The sequence below is a fragment of the Pauljensenia sp. UMB10120 genome (genome assembly GCF_030212035.1).
Taxonomy (GTDB): domain Bacteria; phylum Actinomycetota; class Actinomycetes; order Actinomycetales; family Actinomycetaceae; genus Pauljensenia; species Pauljensenia radingae_A.
The window spans coordinates 60658-87011 of the sequence record NZ_JASODH010000004.1 but is presented as its reverse complement, the minus strand read 5'-3'; the positions used below and the strand labels follow the sequence as shown (position 1 = coordinate 87011).

Annotated in this window: 24 protein-coding genes and 1 riboswitch; of the genes, 10 read left to right on the top strand and 14 right to left on the bottom strand. The window is 61.4% G+C overall.

All coding sequences use genetic code 11. The features are described 5' to 3' along the window. Window positions 1–3: 3 nt before the first annotated feature. The 3 genes from QP093_RS05140 (at window position 4) to QP093_RS05130 (ending at window position 2712) form a co-directional block, all read left to right on the top strand. A complete protein-coding gene (locus tag QP093_RS05140; protein ID WP_058237661.1) occupies window positions 4–354 on the top strand; it encodes a hypothetical protein in 351 nt (116 codons plus the stop codon). 554 nt (window positions 355–908) lie between these two features. Further along, window positions 909–1505, top strand: a complete 597-nt coding sequence (locus QP093_RS05135) for a DUF1349 domain-containing protein (RefSeq protein WP_058237662.1) — start codon at window positions 909–911, stop codon at window positions 1503–1505. 121 nt (window positions 1506–1626) lie between these two features. Beyond that, on the top strand, window positions 1627–2712 hold the full coding sequence (locus QP093_RS05130) for an AEC family transporter (RefSeq protein ID WP_285015272.1): 1086 nt from the start codon (window positions 1627–1629) through the stop codon (window positions 2710–2712). A gap of 16 nt (window positions 2713–2728) precedes the next feature. On the opposite strand, the gene QP093_RS05125 is transcribed toward QP093_RS05130, so the two are convergent. Genes QP093_RS05125 through QP093_RS05110 form a run of 4 tightly spaced genes read right to left on the bottom strand, consistent with a single transcriptional unit; the run spans window position 2729 to window position 8173 of the window. Further along, window positions 2729–4684, bottom strand: coding sequence for an acyltransferase family protein (locus QP093_RS05125; RefSeq protein WP_285015269.1), 1956 nt, complete (start codon window positions 4682–4684; stop codon window positions 2729–2731). Beyond that, window positions 4653–6005 (bottom strand): alpha/beta fold hydrolase, encoded by a 1353-nt coding sequence (locus tag QP093_RS05120; protein ID WP_285015267.1) that lies wholly within the window; start codon window positions 6003–6005, stop codon window positions 4653–4655. The genes QP093_RS05125 and QP093_RS05120 overlap by 32 nt, the downstream gene beginning before the upstream one ends. A 30-nt stretch (window positions 6006–6035) precedes the next feature. Next, window positions 6036–7433 (bottom strand): FtsX-like permease family protein, encoded by a 1398-nt coding sequence (locus QP093_RS05115; protein WP_285015265.1) that lies wholly within the window; start codon window positions 7431–7433, stop codon window positions 6036–6038. Continuing rightward, a complete protein-coding gene (locus QP093_RS05110) occupies window positions 7430–8173 on the bottom strand; it encodes an ABC transporter ATP-binding protein (RefSeq protein ID WP_285015263.1) in 744 nt (247 codons plus the stop codon). The genes QP093_RS05115 and QP093_RS05110 overlap by 4 nt, the downstream gene beginning before the upstream one ends. A 151-nt stretch (window positions 8174–8324) precedes the next feature. Here QP093_RS05110 and QP093_RS05105 point away from each other — a divergent pair, with 151 nt between their 5' ends. Both QP093_RS05105 and QP093_RS05100 read left to right on the top strand, forming a co-directional pair. Next, entirely contained in the window at window positions 8325–9275 is a 951-nt protein-coding gene (locus QP093_RS05105) for a sensor histidine kinase (RefSeq protein WP_285015499.1), read from the top strand. After that, a complete protein-coding gene (locus QP093_RS05100) occupies window positions 9275–9997 on the top strand; it encodes a response regulator transcription factor (protein WP_285015497.1) in 723 nt (240 codons plus the stop codon). Before QP093_RS05105 ends, QP093_RS05100 begins: the two co-directional genes overlap by 1 nt. Window positions 9998–10032: 35 nt before the next feature. Here QP093_RS05100 and QP093_RS05095 read toward each other — a convergent pair whose 3' ends face one another. From QP093_RS05095 to QP093_RS05050, 10 genes are all read right to left on the bottom strand, one after another. After that, entirely contained in the window at window positions 10033–10950 is a 918-nt protein-coding gene (locus QP093_RS05095; protein ID WP_285015260.1) for a ribonuclease H family protein, read from the bottom strand. Then, entirely contained in the window at window positions 10943–13348 is a 2406-nt protein-coding gene (locus QP093_RS05090; protein ID WP_285015257.1) for a S9 family peptidase, read from the bottom strand. The genes QP093_RS05095 and QP093_RS05090 overlap by 8 nt, the downstream gene beginning before the upstream one ends. A 318-nt stretch (window positions 13349–13666) precedes the next feature. Then, entirely contained in the window at window positions 13667–14566 is a 900-nt protein-coding gene (locus tag QP093_RS05085) for a sulfite exporter TauE/SafE family protein (RefSeq protein WP_285015255.1), read from the bottom strand. Window positions 14567–14610: 44 nt separating this feature from the next. Beyond that, on the bottom strand, window positions 14611–16365 hold the full coding sequence (locus tag QP093_RS05080; RefSeq protein ID WP_285015252.1) for an ABC-ATPase domain-containing protein: 1755 nt from the start codon (window positions 16363–16365) through the stop codon (window positions 14611–14613). A gap of 167 nt (window positions 16366–16532) precedes the next feature. Continuing rightward, window positions 16533–17156 carry a hypothetical protein gene (locus tag QP093_RS05075; protein WP_285015250.1) on the bottom strand — a complete coding sequence of 208 codons (624 nt, stop codon included), beginning with the start codon at window positions 17154–17156 and terminating at the stop codon, window positions 16533–16535. 122 nt (window positions 17157–17278) lie between these two features. After that, a complete protein-coding gene (gene nrdE / locus QP093_RS05070) occupies window positions 17279–19432 on the bottom strand; it encodes a class 1b ribonucleoside-diphosphate reductase subunit alpha (protein WP_058237672.1) in 2154 nt (717 codons plus the stop codon). Further along, on the bottom strand, window positions 19393–19818 hold the full coding sequence (gene nrdI / locus QP093_RS05065; RefSeq protein WP_058237673.1) for a class Ib ribonucleoside-diphosphate reductase assembly flavoprotein NrdI: 426 nt from the start codon (window positions 19816–19818) through the stop codon (window positions 19393–19395). The genes nrdE and nrdI overlap by 40 nt, the downstream gene beginning before the upstream one ends. 169 nt (window positions 19819–19987) lie before the next feature. Then, the gene (gene nrdH, locus QP093_RS05060; protein WP_058237674.1) at window positions 19988–20251 is read right to left on the bottom strand and encodes a glutaredoxin-like protein NrdH; all 264 of its coding nucleotides are present in this window, start codon (window positions 20249–20251) and stop codon (window positions 19988–19990) included. 464 nt (window positions 20252–20715) lie between these two features. After that, entirely contained in the window at window positions 20716–21237 is a 522-nt protein-coding gene (locus QP093_RS05055; RefSeq protein ID WP_285015245.1) for a GNAT family N-acetyltransferase, read from the bottom strand. Between the two features lie 124 nt (window positions 21238–21361). After that, the gene (locus QP093_RS05050; protein ID WP_285015241.1) at window positions 21362–22195 is read right to left on the bottom strand and encodes a hypothetical protein; all 834 of its coding nucleotides are present in this window, start codon (window positions 22193–22195) and stop codon (window positions 21362–21364) included. A gap of 74 nt (window positions 22196–22269) precedes the next feature. On the opposite strand from QP093_RS05050, the gene QP093_RS05045 reads away from it, so the two are divergent. The 5 genes from QP093_RS05045 (at window position 22270) to QP093_RS05025 (ending at window position 26234) form a co-directional block, all read left to right on the top strand. After that, window positions 22270–22752: a fluoride efflux transporter FluC gene (locus QP093_RS05045; RefSeq protein ID WP_285015239.1), complete on the top strand. Its 483-nt coding sequence runs from the start codon at window positions 22270–22272 to the stop codon at window positions 22750–22752. Then, window positions 22749–23204: a fluoride efflux transporter FluC gene (locus QP093_RS05040; RefSeq protein WP_092648082.1), complete on the top strand. Its 456-nt coding sequence runs from the start codon at window positions 22749–22751 to the stop codon at window positions 23202–23204. The genes QP093_RS05045 and QP093_RS05040 overlap by 4 nt, the downstream gene beginning before the upstream one ends. Before the next feature lie 61 nt (window positions 23205–23265). Beyond that, window positions 23266–23356: riboswitch (SAM riboswitch) on the top strand. Window positions 23357–23360: 4 nt separating this feature from the next. Beyond that, window positions 23361–24353: a methionine ABC transporter ATP-binding protein gene (locus tag QP093_RS05035; protein ID WP_070728038.1), complete on the top strand. Its 993-nt coding sequence runs from the start codon at window positions 23361–23363 to the stop codon at window positions 24351–24353. 2 nt (window positions 24354–24355) lie between these two features. After that, complete coding sequence (locus QP093_RS05030; RefSeq protein ID WP_371935795.1) at window positions 24356–25099, top strand: methionine ABC transporter permease; 744 nt, start codon at window positions 24356–24358, stop codon at window positions 25097–25099. A 238-nt stretch (window positions 25100–25337) separates the two neighbouring features. Next, window positions 25338–26234 (top strand): MetQ/NlpA family ABC transporter substrate-binding protein, encoded by an 897-nt coding sequence (locus QP093_RS05025; protein WP_285015237.1) that lies wholly within the window; start codon window positions 25338–25340, stop codon window positions 26232–26234. The last annotated feature ends 120 nt before the right edge of the window (window positions 26235–26354 follow it).

Sequence of the window (26354 nt, the reverse complement as noted above, 5' to 3'; positions counted from 1 at the left end):
CTGGTGGTGGCCACTGCGGTGATCGCCGTGGCGATGATGTTCTGTGCTGCAGCCGCACTGGTCGTGATCGCAATGCTGTCCGTCGTGGTGTCGATTGCCCGTACAGCCGCACGATCCGTCGCTCTGGCAGTCGCACTCCTTGTGTGGTTCAGGCTCCAACGTCCGATTCGGGTCGAGTGGGCCAGCCTGATCCTTGTCGATCAGCGGAACGGTACGCTCACCAGCGGCTGCGGCACCTTCATCCGATCCGCAGCCACATTTGCCCTTTCTTTTGCCACACGCGCAGCCGTCCTGACCTTTACCGCAGCCACATCCATCGTTTTCACCGCAATTGCAGCTCTTGCCCTCGCATGAAGCATCTTCGTTGCAGCAGGCGCACGCGCCCCCCTCGTCACAATTGCCGACGAACGCGCGGTGATCCTCACAGCTGAACATTGACGCCAATGCGGCTGTAATTCCGCCCAGGAGCCCGGCCTTCAACACGCCGCGAACAGGTCGTGAGCGCACGAAGTCCGGCATGGCATACCACGCGAGCGTGCCACCCGACATCAACGCGACATAACCGAGTTTGCGCGGATCACTCAGCGCCTGCTCAATGCGGTCAAACGCAGAGCTCCCGCCAACATCCGTGCTGGTTGAACAGTTGTGATCGCGGCAATCGCAAGTCATCAGAAGCCTCCCATGTATCCAGTGCTGTCAATCCTACGTGGCGGCATGTGCATTTGCAGCCGAGCCGGACGAACGCTCCCGCCACGCAGTGCTCCAGTCGCTCACCTCAGGAGGCCCCGGTATGAAACAGTAGAAGCAGCAGCGGACAGCGTCGCCCTCGTCGGTGCTGATGACCGGGACGCCCTGCCCCGCGTATCTCTATGACCGGATGAGTCTGCCTGGAGCGTAAGGAGCGCGAGATGACCACTCACACAACCGTTGCCTGGAGCGAGGGCCGCTGGCTACATGACCCTGCCGAACACCATATCGACGACGCGGGAACGCTGGTGGTGACCGCTACCGAGAAATCCGATGCGTGGGAGCGTACCTACTACGGCTTCAGCGTGAACACTGTGAACGCCCTGGTCAGGGAACTTCCCCACGGTGCAGCAATGGAGGTGACGCTCAACGCGGCCTTCTCCGAGCAATTCGACCAGGCTGGCATTTTCGTGCGCGCCGGCGCGAAGAACTGGGTCAAAGCGGGCCTTGAATTTTCCGACGGAGTGCTGCAGCTGGGCGCGGTCGTCACGCGCGGCGTGTCCGACTGGTCAGTGTCGCCGGTCCACGAATGGCTCAACAAAGATGTGGTGATCCGCGTGAGCCGCCACGACGATTCGATCATCCTGCGTGCCGGCGTGGTGGGCGAGGACCTCAGGTTGGTGCGAGTCCTGCCGTGTCTGCCTGATGATGGCTCGGTGGTGGAGGCAGGCCCCTTCGTGTGCTCGCCGTCCAGGGGCGGACTGTCCATCGCCTTCTCGTCATGGACGCTCGGCCCTGCAGACGCCAGTTTGCACTGACGAGGGTGGTGCGGTGGACCAATTGTGCGCATCCTCGAACTGACTCCTATTGTTAAAGAGCACGGGCCGCATGGGTCCGTGAAAATGCCGGCAGCACGCTGGATGTCACGATGAGGAAACGGTGCTAGGGACAGTACTGACAACGATCACACCCATGATCACGGTGGGAGTGCTGGGAACACTTTTCGCACGCAACCGTCACTTTGTCGGTGCCCTGAACCCGATCAACGACTTCGTCTTCTATGTCACCCTGCCGTGCTACATGTTCACCGTCGTGCTCAATGCGCCACTGGACACGTCAGCTACCCCGGTCGTGGAAGCACTCTCAGGCCCCGTCATCGCAGTGCTCCTCTACTTCCTGCTCGGCTTCACTCTCCGAGCAGTCTCTAAGCGGCGTCGGCTATGTCAGGAACGTCGTGAAGGACAGGAAACGGACGCTGATCTCTCCGCCCGTGACCGTGCCCGCACAAGCGGAGCGTTCAACCCGTCCCCCATTGTTTTGGGCGCGACCTTCGGCAACGTCGGATACATGGGTGTGCCTATCGCACTGGCCCTGATCGGACCACAGGCCGGCCTTGCGGGTGGCGTCATTCAGCTGCTCCACAACGTTGTTTTCCTGTCGGGCTATCCCATCATGCGTCAGCTCCTGCTGGGACAGTCCGCGCACGAGGAACACGTCGACCGTGATCACGCCACGCATACTGCCCGCCCCCGCCACTGGCCGCGAGCGCTCCAAGTCCTCATCCAGGCCGTCACCATGCCTCCCACAATTGCCTTTGCCCTGGCACTTGGCGTCAATGCCCTGCATATCCGCCTCCCGGAGGCGATCACGCACACGACGTCACTGATTGCCGGAGCCACGGTGCCCTGTGCCTTGTTCGCGATTGGTCTGGCTGTCCCTGAGGCCCTGCGGGCCCTGCGTCAGCGTTTTGTCCCATTGTCAGTGGTCCTCGCTGCGGCCCTGACGAAGACGGTGGTGCTGCCGCTGCTGGTGGTGGGCGTGATCGCAGCGTGTGGCATTGATATTCATTCGGTGTGGGCGCTGACGGCGATCGTCCTGGCGAGCATTCCCTCGGCGTCAGCGGTGCTCAACCTTGCGCTCGGCCTGGATGGTGACCCTCAGGGAGCAACCTCCACGATCGTTATGACGCTGACCGTCTTTCCCGTGACATTCCCGCTGGTGTTCTTGCTGGTGAGCGCCCTGTAGTAGGCGCTTCCTGCCCTTACCTCGGCACAGTGTCGAGGGCGTCCAGCACAGTCCGCGTCCACACCTTTGCGCCCTCTTCGTCGGGGTGAACGTTGTCGGAGGCCAGGAGGTCGGTGTGCTCTGCGATCGCGGCGGCCCAGTCGGCCACGCGAACCCGGTCCTTATGCGCTGCCGCCCACGAGCGGATCGTGTCAGCGGCAGGGCGAATCCACGTGTCATCGTCCGGGCCAAACCCGGTGACCAGCACGAGGCGACGATCCGGCCCGAGCTGCTTGAGCACCTCATCGAGCTGCTCGGGTGGAACATCACCGTTAGTGGCCAGAGCGACAACGACGTAGCGGCGGGCACCATATTCAGCATCAACCTGCGTGAGGACGGATGAAACCTGATAGATCGAACGCGACACTTCGGCATTGATCGCAACACCCGGACGCTCCTCAGTTAAAGCAGGCGCAGCCGCCAGCGTCACCGAATCCCCGATCACCGTGATCTGATTGCCGGGAATCGGTGTGGCGGGCTGATCTGAATGGTCGCGTCCCGCTCCGGATACGGCACCTGCGGCAGCGGACTGGGCAGCAGACGGGTCACCCTCGGCCTTCTGGCCGGACGCGGGGGTGGTATCGCCGGCAGCGGACTGCGAGCCGGAAATGGCGGCCTGGCCGGAGCGAATGGCCTGCTCGGCGCTGGACATGGCAGGCTGGCGCGCCACTGCAGTCACGAGCACCCCGATGATCAGCATCGAGACTATGAACACGATGATGCGGCCACGCTCCTGCAGGCTCGTGATCCACAAGCGCACTGTGGCAACGATGCCGCCCTTGCGCAGCGGCGTTTCGATCCACCGGTACGAGGCCTCTGCGATCACGACGCTGAGCGCTGCCAGAGCGAGCGCCATCGGGCGCGGCATGTCGCCATCGACGAGGTAGTAGCCCAGAACCCACAGCGGCCAGTGCCACAGGTAGATGCCATAGGAGCGTTCACCAATCCAGCGCATGAAGGGTGCATCAAGGATGCGGCACAGGAAACGTCCCGATACGGAACCGCTCAGCACTGCCGGCATCATCGCCTGGATCACTCCGACCGCGCCGAGCGTTGCAAGGATCAGAACGATTTCCAGGGCGAGCGGACTGTTGTTCATGGGCAACATGATGGCGACCACCACGATAATGACGGCGCCCACGTAGCCCAGCGAGGCACGAGCCGTCGCAGTGCGCGCACTGATCGGGGCGGGTTCATCGATGCTGAGCGGATCGCCGCAGGCCAACGCCAGCGCGCTGCCTGCCATCAGGCCGAAGGCACGCGAATCGGTTCCCATGTAGATGCGCGAGGGGTCAGCACCTCCCGCTGCCAATGCCAGTGCCCACAGAGCTGATGCCGCCATCAGACATGCAGCGACGATCCAGATCCAGCGCTCTGAATGGGTGAAAACGCGGCGCGCCAGCCACAGAAGGGCGATCACGATGAGCGGCCAGATCAGGTAGAACTGCTGCTCGATGGCCAGGGACCACATGTGGGTGAGCAGCAGCGGCTGATTGCGGTCGAAGTAGCTGGATCCGGCAGCAATCTCCACCCAGTTATAGGTATACGTCAACGCGCCGACGAATTGGCGTCGGATAGCGAGCAGCGCATCCCCGCCGACTATGGCGGCTGCAGCGGTGGCCACCACCACCATGACTGCGACGGCAGGAACCAGGCGGCGCACCCGCCGCACCCAAAAGCCCTTGAGATCAATGCGACCGGCCGTGCGGAACTCATGGATCAGCAGGGACGTGATGAGGAATCCCGAAATCACCAGGAACACATCCACGCCTACCATGCCGCCCGGCATCCACGAGCGCATCAGGTGGTAGATCAGCACCACTGCGACTGCCAGCGCGCGCAGCCCGTCAAGGCCGGGAACGCGCCGCCGGGTGGATGTTGTGTGCTGTGAATCTGCCACGTTAGTCGCGCTGTAGGGCAAAGAGATGGTCAAGCACGGCGCCTCCTGAGACACGCAAACCGTCATGCTGGTACTCGTTTGTCACCCACACGCGTGATCCGCGAATGGCGCTCGCAGTTTCCAGTGACAACTCACGCGGCACAAACATGTCATCGAAGTAGACGGCCGACGCGACAGGTACCGAGTTCTCAGCCAGCACCTCCGGGTCGTACACCGCTGGCCAGTCGGTGCGGTTGGCCAGGATGTCGGCAGCCTCGCCCAGTCCGGTCAGCTCCGGATCCTCATCGAAAATCGAGCGCATCATGTGCTCGCCGGTCAGGTAGTACGGCTCGGACGTATCCAACGGGTCAGCATCTGGATCAAACCCCGCGATCTCACGCGAAAGCCGATCCGCTGACCAGCGGGTTGCAGTGCCCGCCAGGGCAGGGGTGGTCGCAGCGTAAATTGTTTCCTGCAGCACCGCATACATGGGAGTGGTCTGAGCGACCTCGTCTGCCACTTGTTGTAGGAAGTGACGCGACAGGCGTGAGACCCCGTTAACCGTGACGAAGGGGGCTTCCAGCATGTAGTGCAGTGTGTCGAAACGCAGTTGCCCACCCAGACATATGCCGATCATGCGGAAACGCTCCGTGGAGAGGCGCTCACCGGTTGGCAGGCATTCCTCGTGGTCACGCACATGCGCGGCGATGCGGCGAATCATCGGCTCATCGTCAGGGTAACGCTCATAGTACGCGCGGTTGCGTGCTGCGGTACGCTCGTAGGTCAGCCGGTAAATCGAATCAATGTCCGTCAGACCGGGCAGACCGCCGGTGTTGAAGACGGCGCGCAGCCCTTCGGGTGCAATCGACAGGTAGCACGTGTTGATGAAGCCGCCAAAACTCTGACCGAGCGTCGTCCACGGCTCATCGCCAGCCAGCTCACGGCGCACAACTTCCGCATCGCGCACAATCTGATCCTGTCGGAACAGCATCAGGTAGTCAGCAATTTCCTGAGCAGTGGGAGCGTGGTCACCCTCGTCAGTGACGGATTGATTGCCGAGGGAACTCAGCGTGAGCTTGTCGAGCCGGTGGGATCTGCCCGTCCCGCGCTGGTCCAGCAGAACGACGCGGTAGTCCTTGAGCATGCGGCCGATGAATCCGTCGCGAAAATCGCCTAGACGGGGGCCTTCGCCTCCGGGACCACCCTGCATGAACACCAGGTATGGCAGGTTGTCTCCACCGGGGGGGATAATCTCGCGAGCATAAATATCCACCGTCCCGTGGTCATGCGCATCGGGCGCATTGTGATCCAGCGGGACGGTGAATGTGTGGTCGTGAACGGTGCATGAATGGTGAATGTAGCTTCCGATGCGCATGCACCACAGTGTAGCCACGGGTGGCGAGCCTCAGTCGTTGGCGCGCCCCAGGGCAGCCAGGACGTGACGCTCCAGCGGTGTGCAGATCAGCAACGCCACCAGACTCATTCCCAGTCCGATGCCGCCAATCATGAGCAGGCGCACCAGCGCGTCGTCCGTGGCGGCGTTGCGTCCTCCGGTTGACGCCAGCGACAGGCCACGACCCAAAGCGGCGAACAGGGTGGATGTCACGATCAGGGGTACGAAACTCTGGAACAGTCGAACAAGGGTGAACAGGTGACGAGGGAATCCCATGCGGTCCAGGGCCTGAGTTTGTGTGAGTCGATCGAAGACCCCTGACGCCTGGTTCATCAGGGTGGACAGGGCTGACACGGCGAAGCCGATTCCCAGCGTGATCGTCACGCCCAGCGGGACGTCGTGCATGAAGACGATTACCGCTGGTGGTATTTCCTGCTTTGTGGTGGACACCGTAGCGAAGTCCATGACGGAGGTGAACCCGCCGATGAAGCACAGAATGGACAGCGCTCCGACTGCGCGCCACACAGCGCGCGGGTCATCCATGATGCGGCGGGCCGCCAGGACCACCGAGGGGAAGTGACTCAGCGTGAATGGTGCCGCCAGCAGCTGAATGATGAACGGAGCTGCGATTGCGATCGCGATGATGATGACAGATAACAGCGCAATAACAACGAGCGCTCCCTTAGTATTGAAGTCGGCGGTCGGGAAGATAGCGAAGGTGCAGAACAGAACGATTGCTCCTGCCAGGACGAACAGGCGCCACATCCGCAGTGCCTTCGGTGTATGCCGCTTGGCGACTCCCAGCGGTGAGATCCGCACTTTCTGCAGGCCGACCAGTGTTGAGATGACTGCGATAGTGAGCAGGACGGCCAGCACAATCGCCAGCATCCATGCAGGCACGAGCATCTCGGCAGGGTCGATGGCGACAGTGAGGAAATGAGCGTGCGACCACAACGGCAGTGTCACCACGTACAGTATGACGCCAATGGCTGCGCCGATTACCCACTGGATAACCGTTTCCACCAGTGCGATCAGGATGACCTGCCCACTTGTTGCTCCAACCAGACGCAGTGAGGCGAGGCGTTCGGATCTGCCCTGTGCTCCCAGGCGTGCCGCTGAGGACCCGAGAGAGAACACGGGGAAGGCAAGTAAGACGACTGCGAACAGGGCGAACACGAGATACGTTTCTGTTGCCGATAGATCCCAGTCGAGGCGTACGAACGCTTCCAGGAGGCGCTCGGAAGGATCATTTGCCCATGTGTTGAACATCCACACGCCGCCTGCCACAGTCAGCGTCATCGCGGTGGACAGTGCAAATGATGCGACGGCCAGGACGTCCAGCCACGCGTCTCCGGCACGGGAGCGCAGCCTGCCGACGGTGAGCATCGGAGCCAAGTGCAGGGTCTTCATCGCAGATCACCACCGGGGGCCTGAGCAGGAACCTCGCGCACACCCGAATCTGCGTGCACAACGCCGTCACGGATTTCAACGAGTCGTTGACACCAGTCGGCAACGTGTGAATCGTGCGTGACGATGATGAGCGTTGCGCCACTCATCTGCGTTGTTGTCGTCAGAATCTGCATCACCTCGTGGCCGGTGGACTGGTCGAGCGCGCCGGTCGGCTCGTCGGCAAAAACCACGCTGGGAGAGCCTGCCAGGGCGCGTGCGATGGCGACGCGCTGCATCTGCCCGCCTGACATTTCACCGGGACGGCGCGACTTCTCGGTACCCAGGCCGAGCCGCTCCAGCCAGATATCGGCCTGAGCGAGGGACGCTTTGCGGCTTTGTCCGGTCAACATGAGCGGCACGGCCACGTTTTCACGTGCGGGAAGTTCGGGGATGAGCTGGCCATCCTGGAACACGAAGCCGAATCGGGCCAGGCGCAGTTTGGAGCGGCGCGCGTCGGACAGTGCTGAAATGTTGTCCTGCCCCAAGAACGCGGCTCCCGATGTGGGTGGCAGAATCCCAGCTAGGCAGTGCAGCAGTGTGGACTTGCCGGACCCTGACGGACCCATGATCGCCACTGACTGCCCGGGCGGGAATTCGATGTCTACGCCTCGTAGAGCCGGTACGGTTCCGAAATTTTTCGTCAACGCGTGGCCGCTGAGCACCTGAGGTGTTGCGGACGCGGAATTCATTCTTTGTGCCATGTCACCAGTACATCCTTTTGCGTGCTGATTCAACAGTGAGCAGGGGCGATATTTCATGGTAGAGCTAGGTCTACTGTCTGAACCGACCAGTACTGGAGCGCGCCGTCACCCTCCGGGCTGCGTGTGGCGCTTATAGGATGATCGTGTGCAGATGCGAGATGAATGGAAAGCGTTCCTATGTGGAGCAGGCGCATGTCTCAGCGCTCTGACTGCATGCCTGTTTGCCATGATATTTCTCAGCAATCCCGGGATTGGTCTGGGTGTGGCGGTCGTGTGCGCACTCGCCGTATTGGCGGCCTGCCTGTTCAACGTGTGGACAATGGTCAGGGACCACGACGGTGGGGCGTGGTGGCGCCGCTCGACTGCTCCTGCAGCGCCCGACGCTTTTGACGAGGTGGTGCACGCGCAGCGAGACATCGCCAATGCCTTCGAAATTGAGCGCCGCCGCATTGAACGCGACCTGCATGACGGAGCGCAGCAGTTCATCGTTGCAGCATCAATGGATATCGGGGAAGCGGCTTTGATGCTCGATGACCTGTCAGCGGGCGACAGCGTGGATCCCGCGAGTATGCGCAGCGTCAGCGAACGCCTCGAATCAGCAGCCCAGCGCACGGAAAAAGCTCTGTCCGCCTTGCGTCGCACAGTTGCCGGCATCCACCCTAAAGTGCTGTCAGATCTGGGGCTTGAGGCAGCGGTGCGAGACCTGACGGACGCCAGTCCGCTGGACGCCGACGTCAAGGTACCCATCCCACTTCCCGACATTCCTCAGGGCGTAATTGCTGCCGGATACTTCATGGTGGCTGAATGCCTGACGAACGCCGCGAAGTATGCGCCTCACGCGCATGTCACCGTGCTGGTCATCGCCGGTGAGAATCTGCAGATCACAGTGACAGATGACGGTCCTGGAGGAGCAAGCGTGCGCGCCGACGGCGGACTGGCTGGCATGCGTGAACGACTGGCCTCCTTCGGCGGTTCCCTGGATGTGTCCAGTCCCGAGGGTGGCCCGACCATTATTTCGGGGCGAATTCCGCTCATGTTGACGCGCGGCGAATTCAGCGTCACATCACAAGCCGGCTCACCCCTCAGCAATAAGGAGGCATGATGAAACTCATCGTGGCAGATGACTCCACGCTTTTCCGTGAAGGCATTATCGGCCTGCTGGAGCGACGCGGCCATGAGGTCATCGCGCACGTCGCCACAGCGCCGGAGCTGATTGACGCAGTTGGACAGGTCGACGCGGACCTGGTGATCACCGATGTGCGCATGCCGCCGGGAATGAGTGATGACGGCCTGCGCGCAGCTGTTGAAATTCGCAGACAGCACCTTGGTTTAGGAATAGTGGTGCTGTCACAGTATGTGGCACCGGCCTACGCGCGCGAACTGTTCAACCCGCAGTCCGCCCACCATCCGGCTTCGGATGTCAGGTTTGCGGGGTCACCTTCGGCCGGCAATGCGGATGAGGACGCCCCCGGAGGGCTTGGCTACCTGCTCAAAGACCGTGTCGCGAGGGTGGCTGACTTCATCCGATCGCTCGACATTGTCGCTGCTGGCGGCGTGGTGATCGACCCGGAGGTGGCGGCGGAGCTGATGCGGCACGAGCCGTCGAAGCTGTCCACGCTGACTGAGCGCGAAATTGAGATTCTCGCGCTCATGGCGCGCGGATTGTCGAATGCGGAACTGGCCGATGAACTGGTCGTATCGGCGGCAACCGTGTCGAAACACGTGGCGAACATCTTCCTCAAACTCGGCATGGAGCCGGGTGAGGAGAACCGTCGGGTGCGCGCGGTGCTGGCCTACCTGACTGAGCAGCACGCGCAGCGCTGATTGCCGGCGCACCGTCGCGCTGATGCCGGCCTGGCTTAGCCGGCGTCGACCACGGGCGTGAACTGCTGCCAGATGACGCGCGCCGTGTCAGCACTGGACCCTGCCCACACGTGAGTGATGCGGATTGTGCCTGGCCACGTCGCATCGCTGCCTGAAATCGTAAAAGTAGCGATCCACATGTTCGCGCCGCCTTCGCAGATCTCGATGCGACTGACCCGGCACGACTCGCCCGGACGGATCGGGACATCACGCAGCTCTAAGCGATCGTGTCCCTCATGGTCAATAATGCGGGCGCCTTCCGCCTCATACGTGTCAAGCTCCTTGACGTTGAGGCTGGCCCACGCGCGGATCAGACTCTTTTGCCGACGCCGTATCGTCGCTGCGGAGTCAACGGCGGGCGGGTCACCCTCGTCAATCGGGGATGCACAACCAGAACCTGGTGAGGACTCAAAACCTGAGCCGGATACGGATGCGAAACCCGGGCCCGGCTCGGGGGCTCGACCATCGCGGTACGCTTCTGCCGCGCCGCGCGCGTGAGTGTCAGCCAGCTCGTTGAGGTCATGTCCGGCGTGACCGCGCACCCACGCGAAGTGTGCATCGCGTGAGGCGATGAGCCGGTCAATCTCCTGAATGACCTCGAGGTTCGCGATCGGCTTCTTGTCGGCTTTCTGCCACCCCTTCTTCTTCCACGACGGTGCCCACTTGGTGATGACGTTAATGGCGTACTGTGAATCAGCCAGGATTTCCAGGCGTCTGCCGCGCAGCTCATCCGTGTCGGTTGCGCGCAGGAGCTCCAACACGGCGGTCAGCTCGCCCAGGTTGTTCGTTCCTGACGGCCAGCCACCGGCATCCCAGTGGTCACGGTCCACGACCCACGCCCATCCGGCAGGTCCTGGATTTCCAAGCGATGAGCCGTCGACGGCAGCGCGGATCGGATCTGACGATTCACTCATCGATTCCCACCTGACTGAGGGCGAAAGCGAACTCTTCGGCGCGGGAGGCCCAATGCCCGTAGCGTCCGGACGGGCCGCGGTGTCCGGCAACCATCTGGGTGCGCATGATGATCGGGCGCTCAGTCGGGTCGCTCTGACCGGCAAATATGGTTGTGACCGCTGCACTGCCCAGCTCAGATGCACGGCCCGCCGCTGTCGGATTGCCCGCAGTGGCCTGGCGTAGGCGCTGCACCCACTTCAGCGGCTCACCGAAGAGCACGCGCGTGTCGTTAATGCTGGTGGAGGCCATAATCGCGGGGTACTCCACGCCGTCGGCAACATTTTCATACGGCGAATACGACTTCATAACGGTGTAGATTTCGCGATCTTCAATCGGATTGCCCCACTCTTCCCATTCACCGACCGTCAGCGGCAACGAGGGATCAAGGATCGAGGTCAGTGCGTCAACGAACGGCACACCGGCCAAGATCACCCGGAACAGGTCAGGTGCCATATTCGTCACCGCACCCATGAGCAGGCCGCCAGCCGAACGTCCCTCCGCGATCAGGCGGTGTGGCGCTACCCACCCGGCGTCGACAAGGAAGCGCCCCACGTCGATGAAATCGGTGAACGTATGGGTTTTCACCTCGCGCCGGCCATCCTCGTACCACCAGCGCCCCATCTCACCGCCGCCACGAATATGAGCGAGGGCGAACACGACGCCTCGCTGAATGGCCGGCAGGCGCAGCACGGAAAACTCCGGGTCGTTGGAAATCTCATACGAGCCGTAGCCGTACAGCCAGCCTGCTGCACGTCCATCGCACGCAGCGTCGCGGCGGTGCACCAGTGTGACCGGGATACGGGTGTGGCCATCACGGGCCGTGACCCACACGCGCTCTTCCACATAGCCGGCGCGCTGCTCGGCATCCCACCCGGGCACTGCTTTTTCACGCAGGACGTGTGCGGATCCGTCACGAGGATCCACGGCGACCGTGCGAGGCGGCTGCGTGATCGACTGGCATTCAACCAGGATCAGCCGGTCATGCCAGTCCAGTTGACCCACAGTGTTCATCGTGAGGACCGCACCGTTATCGTGAGCGCCGGGCAGGACCGCGCGGGGCTCGGACCAGATTTGCGCGTAGTCGGGACGATGCTGACGCGCACTCGCAGCGGCAGCTTCGGGCGCGGTGGGAGCGGTGCGCGTCATGTACTCCAGCCAGGTCTGGCCATCGCGACGCATCGAGATCACGCACATCGACTCATACGCCTCCACATCCAGCAGGCGCGGTCCTTGGCTGTCACCCTCGATCAGCGTGTGCCACGTCGAATAATCCACCGATTCGGCAGCGCCTCCCTCGTCCCTGACCTGCGGAAGCGGTGCGATGGCGAGGCTGCCTTCGCGACTGTCGGCGGTGTGGATCAACAGGAGGTGATCGCCGGCCGGTTCTGCGCTGACCAGGACGCCCGGCCTGCGGCCTGTGACGCTGACCGGCATGTGGTGCGGCTGGAGGGTCGGCCACAGCCATACCTCGCTGGTGGACGTCGAAGCCGACGTAATCACCACCCAGTTCGGGTCACGTGCCTGCTCAAAGTAGACTTCGAAACGCTCATCCGGCTCGTCAAGGAGGCGGCGGTCGTGCGCTGGATCCTCACCTACGACGTGCAGCCACACCTGGCATGCGCGCCAGGCATCGTCGACCCGCGTGTACAGCACCGACGCTGAATCAGCTGACCATGCCACGCCGTACCCAACGTTCGTGACCTGCTCATCGACCGTGCGCCCGGAGGCAATATCCGTGACCACCAGCGTGTAGCGCTCATCTCCGCTTGTGTCTTTGAGCCACGCCACGCGCGTACCGTCCGGGCTGGGCGCCCACTCGCCCACAGAAAAGAACTCTTCGCCCGCAGCCTGTGCGTTCTCATCAATGACGGTTTCCTCACCCGGAGCGGGACGGTCGGCGTGGATCGTGGGCGGAACGAGCGGGGCGGCGTCGACGTGCGCTGGCGATTCGTCATTGACGAGGGTGACCGGCACGCGCTGATGAGACACATACTGTGAGCCTTCTTCGGTGCGATCGAAATACCAGTACTGGCCGATGCGGATCGGTACGGTGACATCGGTTTCAACGGTGTGCGCCTTGAACTCGCTGACCAGCGTGTCGCTCAGCGCGCGCAGCGGAGCCGTGACGTGATCGGCCCACGCGTTTTCCTTTTCCACCAGGTCGATGACTGCAGGGTCGTCCGCGCAACGCAACCACTGGAAGGGATCTGCGAAGGAATCACCGTGGAAGGAACGTGGCGAATCCAATGGCCGGGACTGCGCTCGCGGCGGAACGGGTGGCTGAGCCTGCGCTCGCGGCGGCTGGATGCCTGCGTCGTGGTGCTGTTTGTTGTCAGATGGCGCGGAAGAGTGGTGCATGGCTGTCAGTGTAGACGCTTGACAGCGCGCCGGTTCGATGCGGGCGCCAGGGCTGGAGGTGCTGCCTCAGGCCGAGCCTCGCGTCATCCGCGTGCACGATGCCCAAGATTCAAGCCCCCAAGGTGCACAACCCCCTAGATTTAAGCCCCCAAGGTACACAACCCCCTAAATCTGACCCTTCAGGATGCACAATCCCCTAGATCTAACGCGCCGCATTTCTGCCCCGTTTTCAAAGCTGCAGGTCGCGGGGTGTTCGGATTGTCGAGGGTGGTCCCGTCCGTTGTTTAGCTAGGGGATTGTGCAAAAAACTGCGACTTTTTAGGGGATTGTGCATGCGCGCACTGCCATAAGAACGGCCATGCACGCGCCGAAGATCACCACGCTGATTCGCAGCACTCGCGCCGGAATCCTCACACCGATCCACGCTCCCAGCGGAGAACCAATGAGCGATCCGACCGCCACGCAGGCAGCAGCGATCCACGTGCGAGTATCGAGAGTGCCGGACAGGGGTGAAGTGACCGATAGCGTCGGATCCTGCGCCCCCGCAGCCACTGCGATGGCGACGACAATGAAGAACAACGCTGCGACAACGTTGACGATCGCCTGCAGCAGATTCTTCAGAGCGTTGTGCGTATGGATGCTGCCGGGCAGGAAAACTCCCAGAATCGCCAGGAAAATGATCCCCTGAGCAGCGGAAAAGAACCCGCCATACACTGCGCCGCACACCACCAACAGAGCCAGTACACCCAGTCGCGCAGAGGACACGGGCAGCGCCCCCGAGCCGTCATCATGTGCGCTCACCATCCGGGCAAGGCGCGGCTGGCACGCAACCAGGACAGTCGCCAGGGCAATAAGGAACGGCACGATGAGGGTAAACGTGCTGGCAGATACGCGCAGCAGCAGGCAGGCACCAATGAGCGCCCCGCCAGCGGCGCACAGCGACAGGCCACCGATGCGGCCGCGCGACAGAGTAAATGCTGACGGCGCAGAAACAGCAGCGGCGGAGTCTCCCTCGTGCATGAATGTGCGGTAGGAATAGGCGCCGGCCACTGCGCCGGGTGCCAAACCGACCGTGTTCGCCACATTGGCGCTGATCGGGGGGACGCCGAGCAGCACCATCACCGGGTAGGTGACCAGTGATCCTGACCCGATGATCGTGTTGATCGCACCGGCCACCACTCCGGCGACGGTGATGGCGAGAAGCGCTGCAATACCCACAAGACCTGACCTGCCCTGACTGCTGACCTGACCACCCGCCCAGCTCAGCGCATGGTTAGAGCGCGATACCGGTTGACGGCAGCACCGATGTCAATGGGACGCGGCCGCACCAGGAACGCCGGCCACGGCCTGCCTCGATCCTTCGTCAACACGTCCAGGCTTTGCTCACCGATCATCTCGTCGAGGCGCTCCAGCTCCTGATCGATGGAGTGCTCACCGTCTGCGAGGTCATCCAGCACGGTGCGCAACGCCCACGCGATTGCTTCAGTCTGGCCCGCATCCACAATCTGCTCCACGTCGGACACGTCCACGGTGTGTCGGTCCAGTGTGATCGTATCGAGGCCCGCCGACTTGGTCTTCGGCTTGCCGCGACCCGAATTGCCTCGATCCCGCATGAGCACACGCGGCCTGCCCACCGGAAAGTCCTCCTCATCTGTGCGTTCGCGCGGCATCTCCGCCACCACCGCACGAGCCTGGTCGGTGACATCCCGGCACTGATATGTGTCCATCATCAGCACGCAGTCCGCGATGTCGAGGTAGTCACCTGACCCACCCATGACCATCAGCGTGGAGACGTGGCGCTGATCAAAAAGGGCGCGCACGCGGTCCACCAGCGGCGTGATCGGTTCACGTTCGGCCGCAACAAGGCGACGCATGCGCGCATCACGGATCAGCAGGTTCGTCGCTGACGTGTCCTCATCCAGCATGAGCAGTGGACTGCCCAATTCGACCGCCTCCACGATGGCTGCGGCCTGGGAGGTTGAACCGGAGGCATTCTGCGTGGAAAAGTCACTGGTATCCGCACCGCCCGGCAGATGCGCGATGAAGGCGGAGACATCTACGCCCGTCACCGGGCGCCCATCAGCTGCACGCACTTTCATTGCCGAGGGCGTCGTCGCCACCAATTGCCTGCCATCTGCAGGAACATGGGCGTATACCGAGCGTTGAATCGCGGCGAGCAGGGTGGATTTACCGTGATAGCCACCGCCCACAATGACGGTCACGCCCGGCTCGAGCGCCATGCCGGACACCTCGCCGGCGTGAGGCAAGGTCACTGTGCGGCGCAGTGATTCCGGTGAGCTGAATGGAACGGCGTCCTCCATCGGCAGGTCGGAAACGCCGGACCTGCGCGCCAGAATCGCATCATCAGCCACGAATGTGACCCAGTTGTTGTCGACCAGTGCCTGCTGAAGGGCCTGGTAGTCCTCGTAGGTGTGAACGTGTTGATGCAGTTCGTCGAGGTGTCGGTCGGCCTGGTCAGAGACAAAGTCGAAGGTTTCCACCACGATGTCTGGCACGTCCTGGTCGAAGATCCGGGCGGCTGTCAGCCCCTGAATGGTGCGCCCACGTGCCGGCATGTGGACCTGGAAGCGCAGCTCAACCCGGTCAGGCATCACGGTGCAGGCTGAGCGCTCCAGGATTTCCTGCCCGGTGCGTGCGACCTGAGCAGGGGAACCGTGACCGGCCCCTCCGGATCCTTGGCCGGACATTTTTCGGATCGCGTGGCTAAAAGAGCGCAGCAGGAAGTCGGCGCTGGCGACGCGTTGGGTGTGAGTGGACAGGCAGTCGTCAGGGATCCCCATTGTCTGTGGTGAGGCAATCACGCGCACAGCCGATGGCGGTGCGTACGGGTCGGACTGGACGCGGTCAATGGCGATGGAAAAGTCGCCGTAATCCCAGTCTCCGGTTGCTGACTTGTAGGAGCCGTAGCTTTTTCCGTCCAGGCGGCGCAGCAGTTCAATCAGGTCTCGATCGGTGCCGGAACGACGTCGGATAGGAGTATGGGGTCGAGGAGTCATGATCCCAGCCTACGGCTTCACGCGTCCGGACACGAACGTCAGCTGCGCCGGGTTTGTCACCATCGGCTGCTTTGGCGGCAGTCTCAGGCCAGCCGCGCATGGGTGCCACCACCGGCCGATCTGGCGGCAATATCAGGCCAGCCGCGCATGGGACCCCTCGTCGATGCCTAAACCTGTGGATCCGTCATCGCGACGACTATGGCCAGCACCACGCAGACGATACCGAGCAGGATGTAGATGACGGTGACCGCAATTGAGATACCGCGCGCAATGCGGGCACGTGACATCGCCTGAAACGGCAGACCTGCCCTGCGTCCCTTGTTGATCATCGACTGGCTCCAGATCCACATCGGCACCGACAGCAGTATTCCCAGCGTGAAGAACGAGACGATGGAAAGGATCAGCGCCACCAGCCCGTTCGACTCAATTTCCGTGTAGACCTGCTGGGAGGAATGCTCATTCCAGTAAGGTCCCTGCGGGCCGTCAGTTTGCTGCTGAGGCGTCCACGGTGAGTACTGGCCCTGGGGCGTGCCTCCCGATCGCGGATGCGTGTCCGGTGCGCCGTAGCGGGGAGCCGAACTTTGCCACGATGACGGTGAAGCCGTTGCGGATCCTGCTGAGTCTCCGGACCCGGAACTGCCGGCTGACTCGTATGGGCCGGCGTTGGTCTGACGGGTAGTTGATGTATCGGAGGCGTGGGACTGTGAAGCGGATGAGGCCTCATCGGTCTCAGCATCAGGTGCGAAACGTTTCGAGTCATTGTCATCGGTGGCGTATTGATACATCGGCACGGCAAACCTCCTTAGGCTCACGATCATTGTAAAACATGGGTCGCCCTCGTCGAAGGTGAAAAATCGACGAGGGCGACCGCAGATGCCTCAAAGAGCCGAGGAACTGAAAGCCTGGCGCATGCCTACAACATGCAGGAAACGCAGCCTTCGACTTCGGTGCCTTCCAGAGCCTGTTGACGGATCCGCATGTAGTACATGGTCTTGATGCCCTTGCGCCACGCACGAATGTAGGACTTGTTGACGTCACGTGAGGTCACGGTGTTCGGGTAGAACAGTGTCAGCGACAGTCCCTGGTCAACGTGCTGCGTGGCAACCGCGTAGGTGTCAATGATCTTTTCAGGGCCGATTTCGTAGGCATCCTCGTAGTACTCAACGTTGTCGTTGGTCATGTAGGGCGCCGGGTAGTACACGCGGCCGATCTTGCCTTCCTTGCGGATCTCGATCTTGGAGACGATCGGGTGGATCGACGAGGTCGCGTTGTTGATGTAGCTGATCGACCCGGTGGGAGGAACGGCCTGCAGGTTCTGGTTGTACATGCCGTACTTCGCCACGTCCGCTGCCAGTGCCTTCCAGTCTTCCTGGGTCGGAATGTGGATCGAGGATTTGGCGAGCAGTTCACGGCACTTATCTGTTGTCGGCTCCCACGTGCCGTTGATGTACTTGTCGAAGTACGTGCCACTGGCGTAGTCGGAATCTTCAAAGCCGACGAACTTTTCACCGCGTTCGCGCGCAATCATGCACGACGCCTTGATCGCCTCAAACGCCACGGCCAGAAAGTACATGTTCGTGAAGTCGAGTGCTTCTTCGGAGCCGTAGTGCACGCGTTCGCGCGCAAGGTATCCGTGCAGGTTCATCTGTCCCAGACCGATCGCGTGGCTCATGGCGTTGCCGCGCGCAATGGAGGGCACGGACTGGATATTGGACAGGTCGGACACTGCTGTCAGGCCACGAACCGCCGTCTCGATGGTTTGCGAGAAGTTGGGCGAATCCATTGTCTTGGCAATGTTCAGGGATCCGAGGTTACACGAAATATCCTTGCCCACGTGCGAATACGTCAGATCTTCGTTGAACTCGGAGGCTTCGGAGACCTGCAGGATTTCCGAGCACAGGTTCGACATCGTGATGCGGCCCTTGATCGGGTTGGCGCGGTTGACGGTGTCTTCGAAGACGATGTACGGGTAGCCGGATTCGAACTGGATTTCAGCCAGTGTCTGGAAGAAGCGGCGGGCGTTGATCTTCTTCTTGTGGATACGCCCGTCATCGACCATTTCGCGGTACTTCTCGGTCACGGAAATTTCGCTGAACGGCTTGCCGTAGACGCGTTCGACGTCGTAGGGGCTGAACAGGTACATATCCTCGTTGGCGCGCGCGAGTTCGAACGTAATATCCGGGATGACGACACCCAGGGAGAGCGTCTTGATACGGATCTTCTCGTCCGCGTTCTCACGCTTCGTGTCCAGGAAGGACATGATGTCCGGGTGATGGGCGTGCAGGTAGACGGCTCCCGCGCCCTGGCGCGCACCCAGCTGGTTCGCATAGGAGAACGAATCTTCCAGCAGTTTCATCACGGGAACAACACCGCTGGACTGATGCTCGATGCGTTTGATCGGTGCGCCCGCTTCGCGCAGGTTCGTCAGTGACAGTGCCACGCCGCCACCACGCTTGGACAGCTGCAAAGCGGAGTTCACGCCTCGGGCGATGGACTCCATGTTGTCTTCGACGCGGATCAGGAAGCAGGAGACCAGTTCGCCGCGCGCACGCTTACCCGCGTTGAGGAAGGTGGGTGTGGCCGGCTGGAAACGTCCTGACATGATCTCGTCGATGAGCTTGCGTGCCAGTTCGATGTCGCCGCGCGCCAGGTACATTGCCACGATGACAACGCGATCCTCGAAGCGTTCCAGGTACCGTTTGCCGTCGAATGTTTTCAGCGTGTACGACGTGTAGTACTTGAATGCGCCCAGGAACGTTTGAAAGCGGAACTTGTAGGCGTAGGCCTGCTTGTACAGGTCCTTGATGTCCTGAGGCTCGTACTGCTCGAGCACGTCGCCCTCGTAGTAGCCTTCGCGCACCAGGTACTCGAGTTTTTCTTCGAGGTCGTGGAAGAACACGGTGTTCTTGTTGACGTGCTGGAGAAAGTACTGGCGAGCCGCCTGACGGTCCGCTTCGAACTGAATCTTGCCGTTCTCGTCATACAGGTTGAGCTGGGCATTCAGCGCATGGTAGTCGAGGTCAGTGCTCAACTCTTCTGGGCCGGTGTCGGTGAGATTTTCGACCAAAATTCCTTCAATCCTTCGCGGACTCGGGAGACATCCTCGGACGTGCCGAGAAGCTCGAACTTATACATATGGGGAACGTGTAGCTTTGCAGAGATGATATCGCCCGCCAAGCAGTACGCCGGTCCGAAATTGGTGTTGCCTGAAGAGATCACTCCCCGGCAATATGAGCGATTGGTGGCATCGTTGAGGAACTTGATGACCTGTTTGGGCACAGCTCCTTTGATATTTCCCCCGCCGTAGGTAGGGGTGATCAGAATGAAGTCGGTGTGAACGTGCAGGAATTCATCATGCGGGTGAAGAGGGATGCGGTGCGCCGGATAGCCCAGTTTTTCGACGAAACGGCGCGTGTTCCCCGTCGCCGACGAAAAGTAGACGATCTCCACCATGACTGAGGAATCTCCTTATATGGACGTGAGAGCCGGTTAAGTGTGTGAGCCTGCGGGCCGAGGGAGGCATGCGCCGTGGATGGTGTGAACCGTCGGTCGTGCCTTCCGCGTCTGACCTGTGCATGGGAAAAGCCCGACACCTGCGAGGTGGCCGGGCTTCACGCATTGATCAGGCTTGGGCGACCCGCAGCGGTGCAGCCTCGGCAGCCATTGCCGCAGCAGCTTTGATGCGGTCGGGGCGGTAGCCGCTCCAGTGGTCCTCGCCGGCGATCACAACGGGTGCCTGCTGGTAGCCCAGTCCCTTAATGTATTCGAGTGCTTCGGGATCCTGCGTCACGTCGATCGAGGTGTATTCCAGGCCCTGCTTGCCGAGCGCACGGTAGGTCGCATCACACTGCACGCACATCGGCTTCGAGTACACGGTGATGGTCATGGGATGCTCCTTTTTCTTCTATGCGCTCTGTGAGGTGGTGGGGATCGTCAGGTTCGGTGCGCGTCCTGCGCGCCTTCTTGATACCCCGAGCCGTAGTGGCTCCGTTGATGTATTAACACTACACCTTGTGGCGCCAAGTGCAAGTGACCACTACATGTTGTGTCTGAGTGATGGTGTGCATCGCGCTGTGGACAGGCTGTGGACAGCGAACGGCGGGCCTGTATCTGACAGCTTAAACTCCGGGCGGGCCTGTGGATAGATGGAATCCCAGCGTGGTGCGCAATCCATATATCTAGTGGGCGTGTTGCGATTCTTCGGCGTGTCGCCCCTATATCTAGGGTGGCGGACTGGTTGTCGTACCTCTATATAGGCGCATTCGGGCGCTGCAGCGGTGTCCCAGGCCATCGTTCAAACGCCATCGGGCCCTACTGTCAGACCCCTCATTGCGGGACAGTCCCTTTCGCTCAGCCTTGGAGCCGGTAGACTTCATGATCTCCCGCCTCCCCGGCACCGGGGACCAGGCGCAGTCCGAGCTTTTCAGCAAGTCGAGCCGAGGCTGTGTTCGCGGGGTCGATAATCGCCACGATCGGGAGCTGTGGGTGGCGGTCGCGTGCCCATTCGAGTGCGGCACTGGCAGCTTCGGTCGCGTACCCCTTGCCCTGCGCCTGTGACGCGAAGCGGTAGTAGAGATTCAGGACCGTCTCGTCACCCTCGACCGCATGCCGCACGCCAGTGAAACCGATAGTTTCACCTCCGTAAGTCAACACGACAAAGTAACCGATGCCGTGCTGGCGCCAATCCTGTTGCCACGCGGACGTCAGTTCCACGGCCTCGTCACGGTCTTTCATCGTGAGCTCCGGTCGGTGTCTGTAGGTCAGCGGGTCCGAGTGAATCTTAAAGACAGCGTCAACGTCTGCGTCCTGTGGTGGCCGCAGGCTGAGGCGTTCGGTCATCAGGGGAGTCGAATCTGCCGTCATGTCAGTCATAGTTCTCCTTTGATTGAGGGCGGGCTTCATTGGGGGCGGACTCACCTCGACTACACACTCGGGGCACGAGCCGAATCCACAGCATCGCGCGCGAGGCGACCCGAGCCTGACGCATCAGGCTCCGTTACTGGTTCGTCAACTGCCCGGCGATCTGACTGACAAGCGCTTTCGCCTCATCGAGACGATCCGCCGGCTGCGGACCTACCGAAATGAGCACGTTGGCAACGCGTGCCCCGACGGTCACCTCACGCTCCGTCGCCTCAGCCTGCGTACTGGTTTCCAGCACCCATCCCTGTGAGATCGCCGCATCATCCCAGTTGGACAACGCCAGCGTCGTAGGCGCCCCGCCACCAATCATGACCGTGTACTGCGAGCACTGCGCCGCCAGATCCTCAACGGCAGTCGCTGCTTCTGCTGCCTCGTCACCCGACGGTGCGACAGCAACGAAAACCCCCTTCATATCGGCTGCCTGCTCGTCGCCTTCCTGCGGAAGATACAGACTGCGGTGGGGCCATTGGGCGCTCAGAGCTCCGAAAGTATGAGGCCGCCACAGGATCGACGCGCACGCAGTCGGCTCTATCGCCTCGGGTGGCAGATCACTTTCAGCCGCGCCGGTCGGGTCCGCCTTGGTGTCAGCGCCGTCACCGCCCTCACCCTCGGGAACGTTCTTGAGGGTGCGACCGTCAGACAATGGTGCGGCAACTGCAGCGTCCACCTGCTCTTCCGTTAATTCAGTCTCATTGGCGAGGGAGTCCCCATCTGTCTCATCAGATTGCGCACCGGATTGCGCGCCGTCTGATCGTTCGGCGGCAGGGGCGGATGACTGGCTGGAGGCTCCAGAGTCTTCGCCGCTGCCGCCCGTGTCCGGTGAGCAGGCCACAAGCGTGAATGCCAGTGCTCCTGATGCGGCCTCTACGAACCAGATGCGAACCTGGCGTCTGGAAAAAACGCGTGTCATGGTTGGCTTCCTTACCTCGGTTACTTCACCCTACCGCGCCGGCATGATGGCACGCGTGGCGTTAGGCTGACCGTGTGGAATTTGCGCACACCGACTCTGATGATCAGTCCCATTCGCGGCGCACGCCTGCACTTTCGCGCGCACGCCTGGCTGACATTGCGTGCGTGTTCCTCGGTGGCATGATCGGTACCCTCGTCCGCGCAAGTCTTGACCATATTGCGGCGGCACATCCCGCCTCATCGGCGCTGGTGCTGGCGTGGTCGACCATTGCGTGCAATCTTGCGGGCGCGCTTATCCTCGGTTTTTGCGCAGGCTCGGGCCGGTGGCTGAGCGCTCGCGTCAACCTTCTGATCGGCACCGGTATGTGCGGGGCGCTGACTACATATTCGACCATGATGCTTGGCGCAGTCACATTCGTCCACAGCCCTCCGCTCGACACCACGACGGGCGCGATGGGCAGAATCCTTGCTGGCAGTGCCATTACCCTCGGCCTGCTTGTCCTGGGGGTAGGTGTCGCCGCTGCCGGCTGGTGGCTCGGAAAAAAGGCGCGGCCATGAGCGCGCTGATGTGGATACTCACCGCCCTTGCCGGCGGGTGTGGGGCCACCTGTCGGTGGTTGCTGTCGGGAGCAATCACGCGGCGACTGAACGCGCCGACGTCTGCCTCGTCAATAAGTCGACATGTGCCCGGCTCGCGCGCCCAGCTCCTGCGTCCACTATGTGGAATCGCGGCGGTCAACGTGATCGGATGCCTGCTGGCCGGCGCATTCACGTTTCTGACGACATGGCCGCACTGGTGGACGGTGATCGGCGTGGGGTTCCTCGGTGCGTTCACGACGTTTTCCACCGCCGTCGTTGACGTGTGTGAAGTGCTGCGAAGCCACCGCACGGCCCTTGGTGCGAGCCTGCTGGTCGGTGTGTGGGCGCTATGCGTGGTGGCTGTCATTGTGGGGGCGGCTGCGGCTTCGATCGCGATGTTTGCTCTGGCCACGGTGAGTGCAGGCGGGTGAATATGGTCACGACTGGGCCGCGACGTTTGCTCTAAACGCGCCGACACTTTAAAGTAGTGATCGACCATCCAGAGCAGCTAAGAGACCTGGCTCGATGACGCTGCAGCAACCCCCGGTCACGGAGAGGGTGCTTCCGCCAGGACCGATGGAGGAACCATGATTGACCTTCACGACGTACGCAAGGTGTATCACTTGCGCGGCGGGAATGACGTTGTCGCACTTGATGACGTGACGCTGCACGTCGATGCGGGCTCGATTCACGGAATCGTGGGTCAGTCGGGGGCCGGAAAATCCACACTGATCCGCTGTCTGACCGCCCTCGAACGCCCAACCAGTGGTGAAATCGTGGTCAACGACGTTGACATGACTCAGCTGCGCGGAGCGAAACTGCGTCAGGCTCGCCGGAACTTCGGCATGGTGTTTCAGGCAGCCAACCTGCTCGATGCGCGCACGGCGGCAGAAAACATTGCATACCCGCTGCAGATTGCGCGTCGCCCGAAGAAAGAAATCGACGAGCGCGTTGAAGAACTCCTGACCATGGTGGGGCTGCAGGGACGCGGCGGCTCCTATCCGTCGCAACTGTCAGGGGGCCAGCGCCAACGCGTCGGCATTGCGCGCGGCCTGGCTGGAACTCCGGCAGTGCTGCTTTGTGATGAGCCGACCTCGGCGCTCGATCAGGACTCAACCGGCCAGATCCTCGATCTGCTGCGCGACCTGCGCGACTCACTGGGTGTGACGATTGTGATCATCACGCATGAGATGGCGGTTGTACGCGAAATCTGTGACTCGGTGACACTGCTCAACCACGGCGGCGTCCTCCAGAGTGGAACGATCGAAGAGATCATGAAGGATCCGTCCTCGCCGTTGGCTCAGGAACTGGTCCCCTTGCCGAACGTGGACGATGCCGTGATCCCGGAAGACCGCGCGCTGCTGGACCTGATTTTCACTTCAAGCCCCGGTGTGCCCACCGGTGCCAGTGTGCTCAACATGAGCGCGTCGATGGGTGCCGACGTGACCGCAGGGGTTTTCGAGTCCATCGGATCAACACAGGTGGGACGCCTGGCGCTGTCAGTGCCGCGCTACCACACTCAGCAGATCCTTCAACAGCTTCATGACCAAGGTATCTACGCGACTGAAAGGCTGGCATGATCATGAATCATGTACTGCTTGCTGCCCACATCGGTGTTGCACAATTTCAGTCCGCCATGATGTCGATTGCAGCAGACAAACCCACCTGGGGTGACAACCCGGCACTGACCAAGCAGTTCCTGCCGGCAGTGTGGGAAACTCTTGTGATGACCGGCGTCGCCACACTGGTGACCGTGATCTTCGGCTTGCCGCTTGGACTGCTGGTCGTCAACACGTCGCGCCACGGGCTCACGCCCAACCGCATCGTGCACCAGGTTCTCGGCGTGATCGTCAACGTCGGCCGCTCATTCCCATTCATCATCCTGCTGATCGCGATTGTGCCGCTGACCAGGTTCCTGGTGGGAACCACGCTCGGCTGGAAAGCCGCGATGCCGTCCCTGATTATTGGTGCCATCCCGTTCTTTGCACGACTGGTGGAAACAAACGTGCTGGCTGTTTCGCGCGGCAAGATTGAAGCAGCCCAAATGATGGGCGCATCCAACCAGCGTATCTACTGGGGTGTCCAGGTTCGCGAAGCTCTGCCTGCCCTGATCCAGTCGGTGACTGTCCTGGCGATCACGTTGATCGGCTACTCGGCAATGGCTGGCGCGGTCGGTGCCGGTGGTCTTGGAAAGCTGGCCATCAACTACGGCTACAACCAATTCATGCCCGACGTCATGCTGTGCGCAGTCGTTGCGATCATCATCATCGTCCAGGTGATCCAGATGATGGGTGACATGATCAGCCGGCTGGTGGACCACCGCTGAGGCACTACCAGCCGGCACACTTCACGGGCACATGCCCGTACCAGATCTGCGCGGCACCCCCGTCGCATCTGACCTGCAATACGCCTGCAACATGAGCGGAGTGCATTGCATCAACGGGAACGTCACCCTCGTTCATCTCTCATGCTTCAGCGCAATTGAAAAAACCTGAAAACTTGACCATTCTGAATTTAGAAACGGTCTGCATTGGCAGACCGGCAACATGATTGGAGAAACTCTCATGCGTCTATCTCATCTGAACACACGCTCTTTCAAGGCCCTCGCAGTGTGTGGCCTGGCAGCATCCTTCGCTCTGGCAGGCTGCGGCGGCGGCTCGAATGAGACCGCCACGAGCGGCTCAACCGACACGGCAGCTTCAGGCACAGCAGGCGGCGCAGCAACCGGCGGCGTTATTGACCTGACCGTTGGTGCCAGCCCTTCACCGCATGCCAAAGTCCTGCACTTTATTCAGGACAACCTGGCTGCTGAAGCTGGCATTAACCTGGAGATCGTCGAGTACACCGACTACCATCAGCCGAACGTTGCGCTGAACAGCGGTGACCTGGATGCGAACTTCTACCAGACCCCGAACTTCCTGGATGACCAGGTCAAGGAATTCGGCTATGAGTTCGACCAGGGCGAGGGCGTCCACATCGAGCCGCTCGGTATCTTCTCCGAGAAGATCAAGGACCTGAAGGATTTCCCCGATGGCGGCAAGATCGGCATCATCTCTGATGTGACCAACCAGCGTCGTGCACTCGAACTGCTTGAAGCCAACGGATTCGTCAAGATTGCCGAGGGTGACGAGGCAGCCAACATCAACTCTGTTGAAAAGCTCAAGAACTTCGAGTTCTTTGAAGCCGAAGGCGCACAGCTGGTACGTTCACTGTCTGACGTTGACATCGCCGTGATCAACGGTAACTTCGCGCAGGAAGGTGGCCTGACCATCAATGGTGACGCACTGGTTGCCGAGCAGGGTAAGGGAAGCCCGTACACCAACTTGCTCGTGTGGAAGAAGGATCTGTCTGGTGACAAGCTCGAAGGTGTGAAGAAGCTTGACGAGCTGCTGCACTCCGACGAGGTCCGCACCTTCTTCGAAGAGAACTGGTCAGACGGCACCGTCCTTCCCGCGTTCTAAGCAGCTTGCTGGCACTGCTCCAGACAGTGTGCTGAGCAGTGCCAGATAGGGCTGTCCTCCTGATAGCAACGGCAGCCACTGCTTTACGCGGTCGCTGCCATTCAAGGGAGAAACTTCATA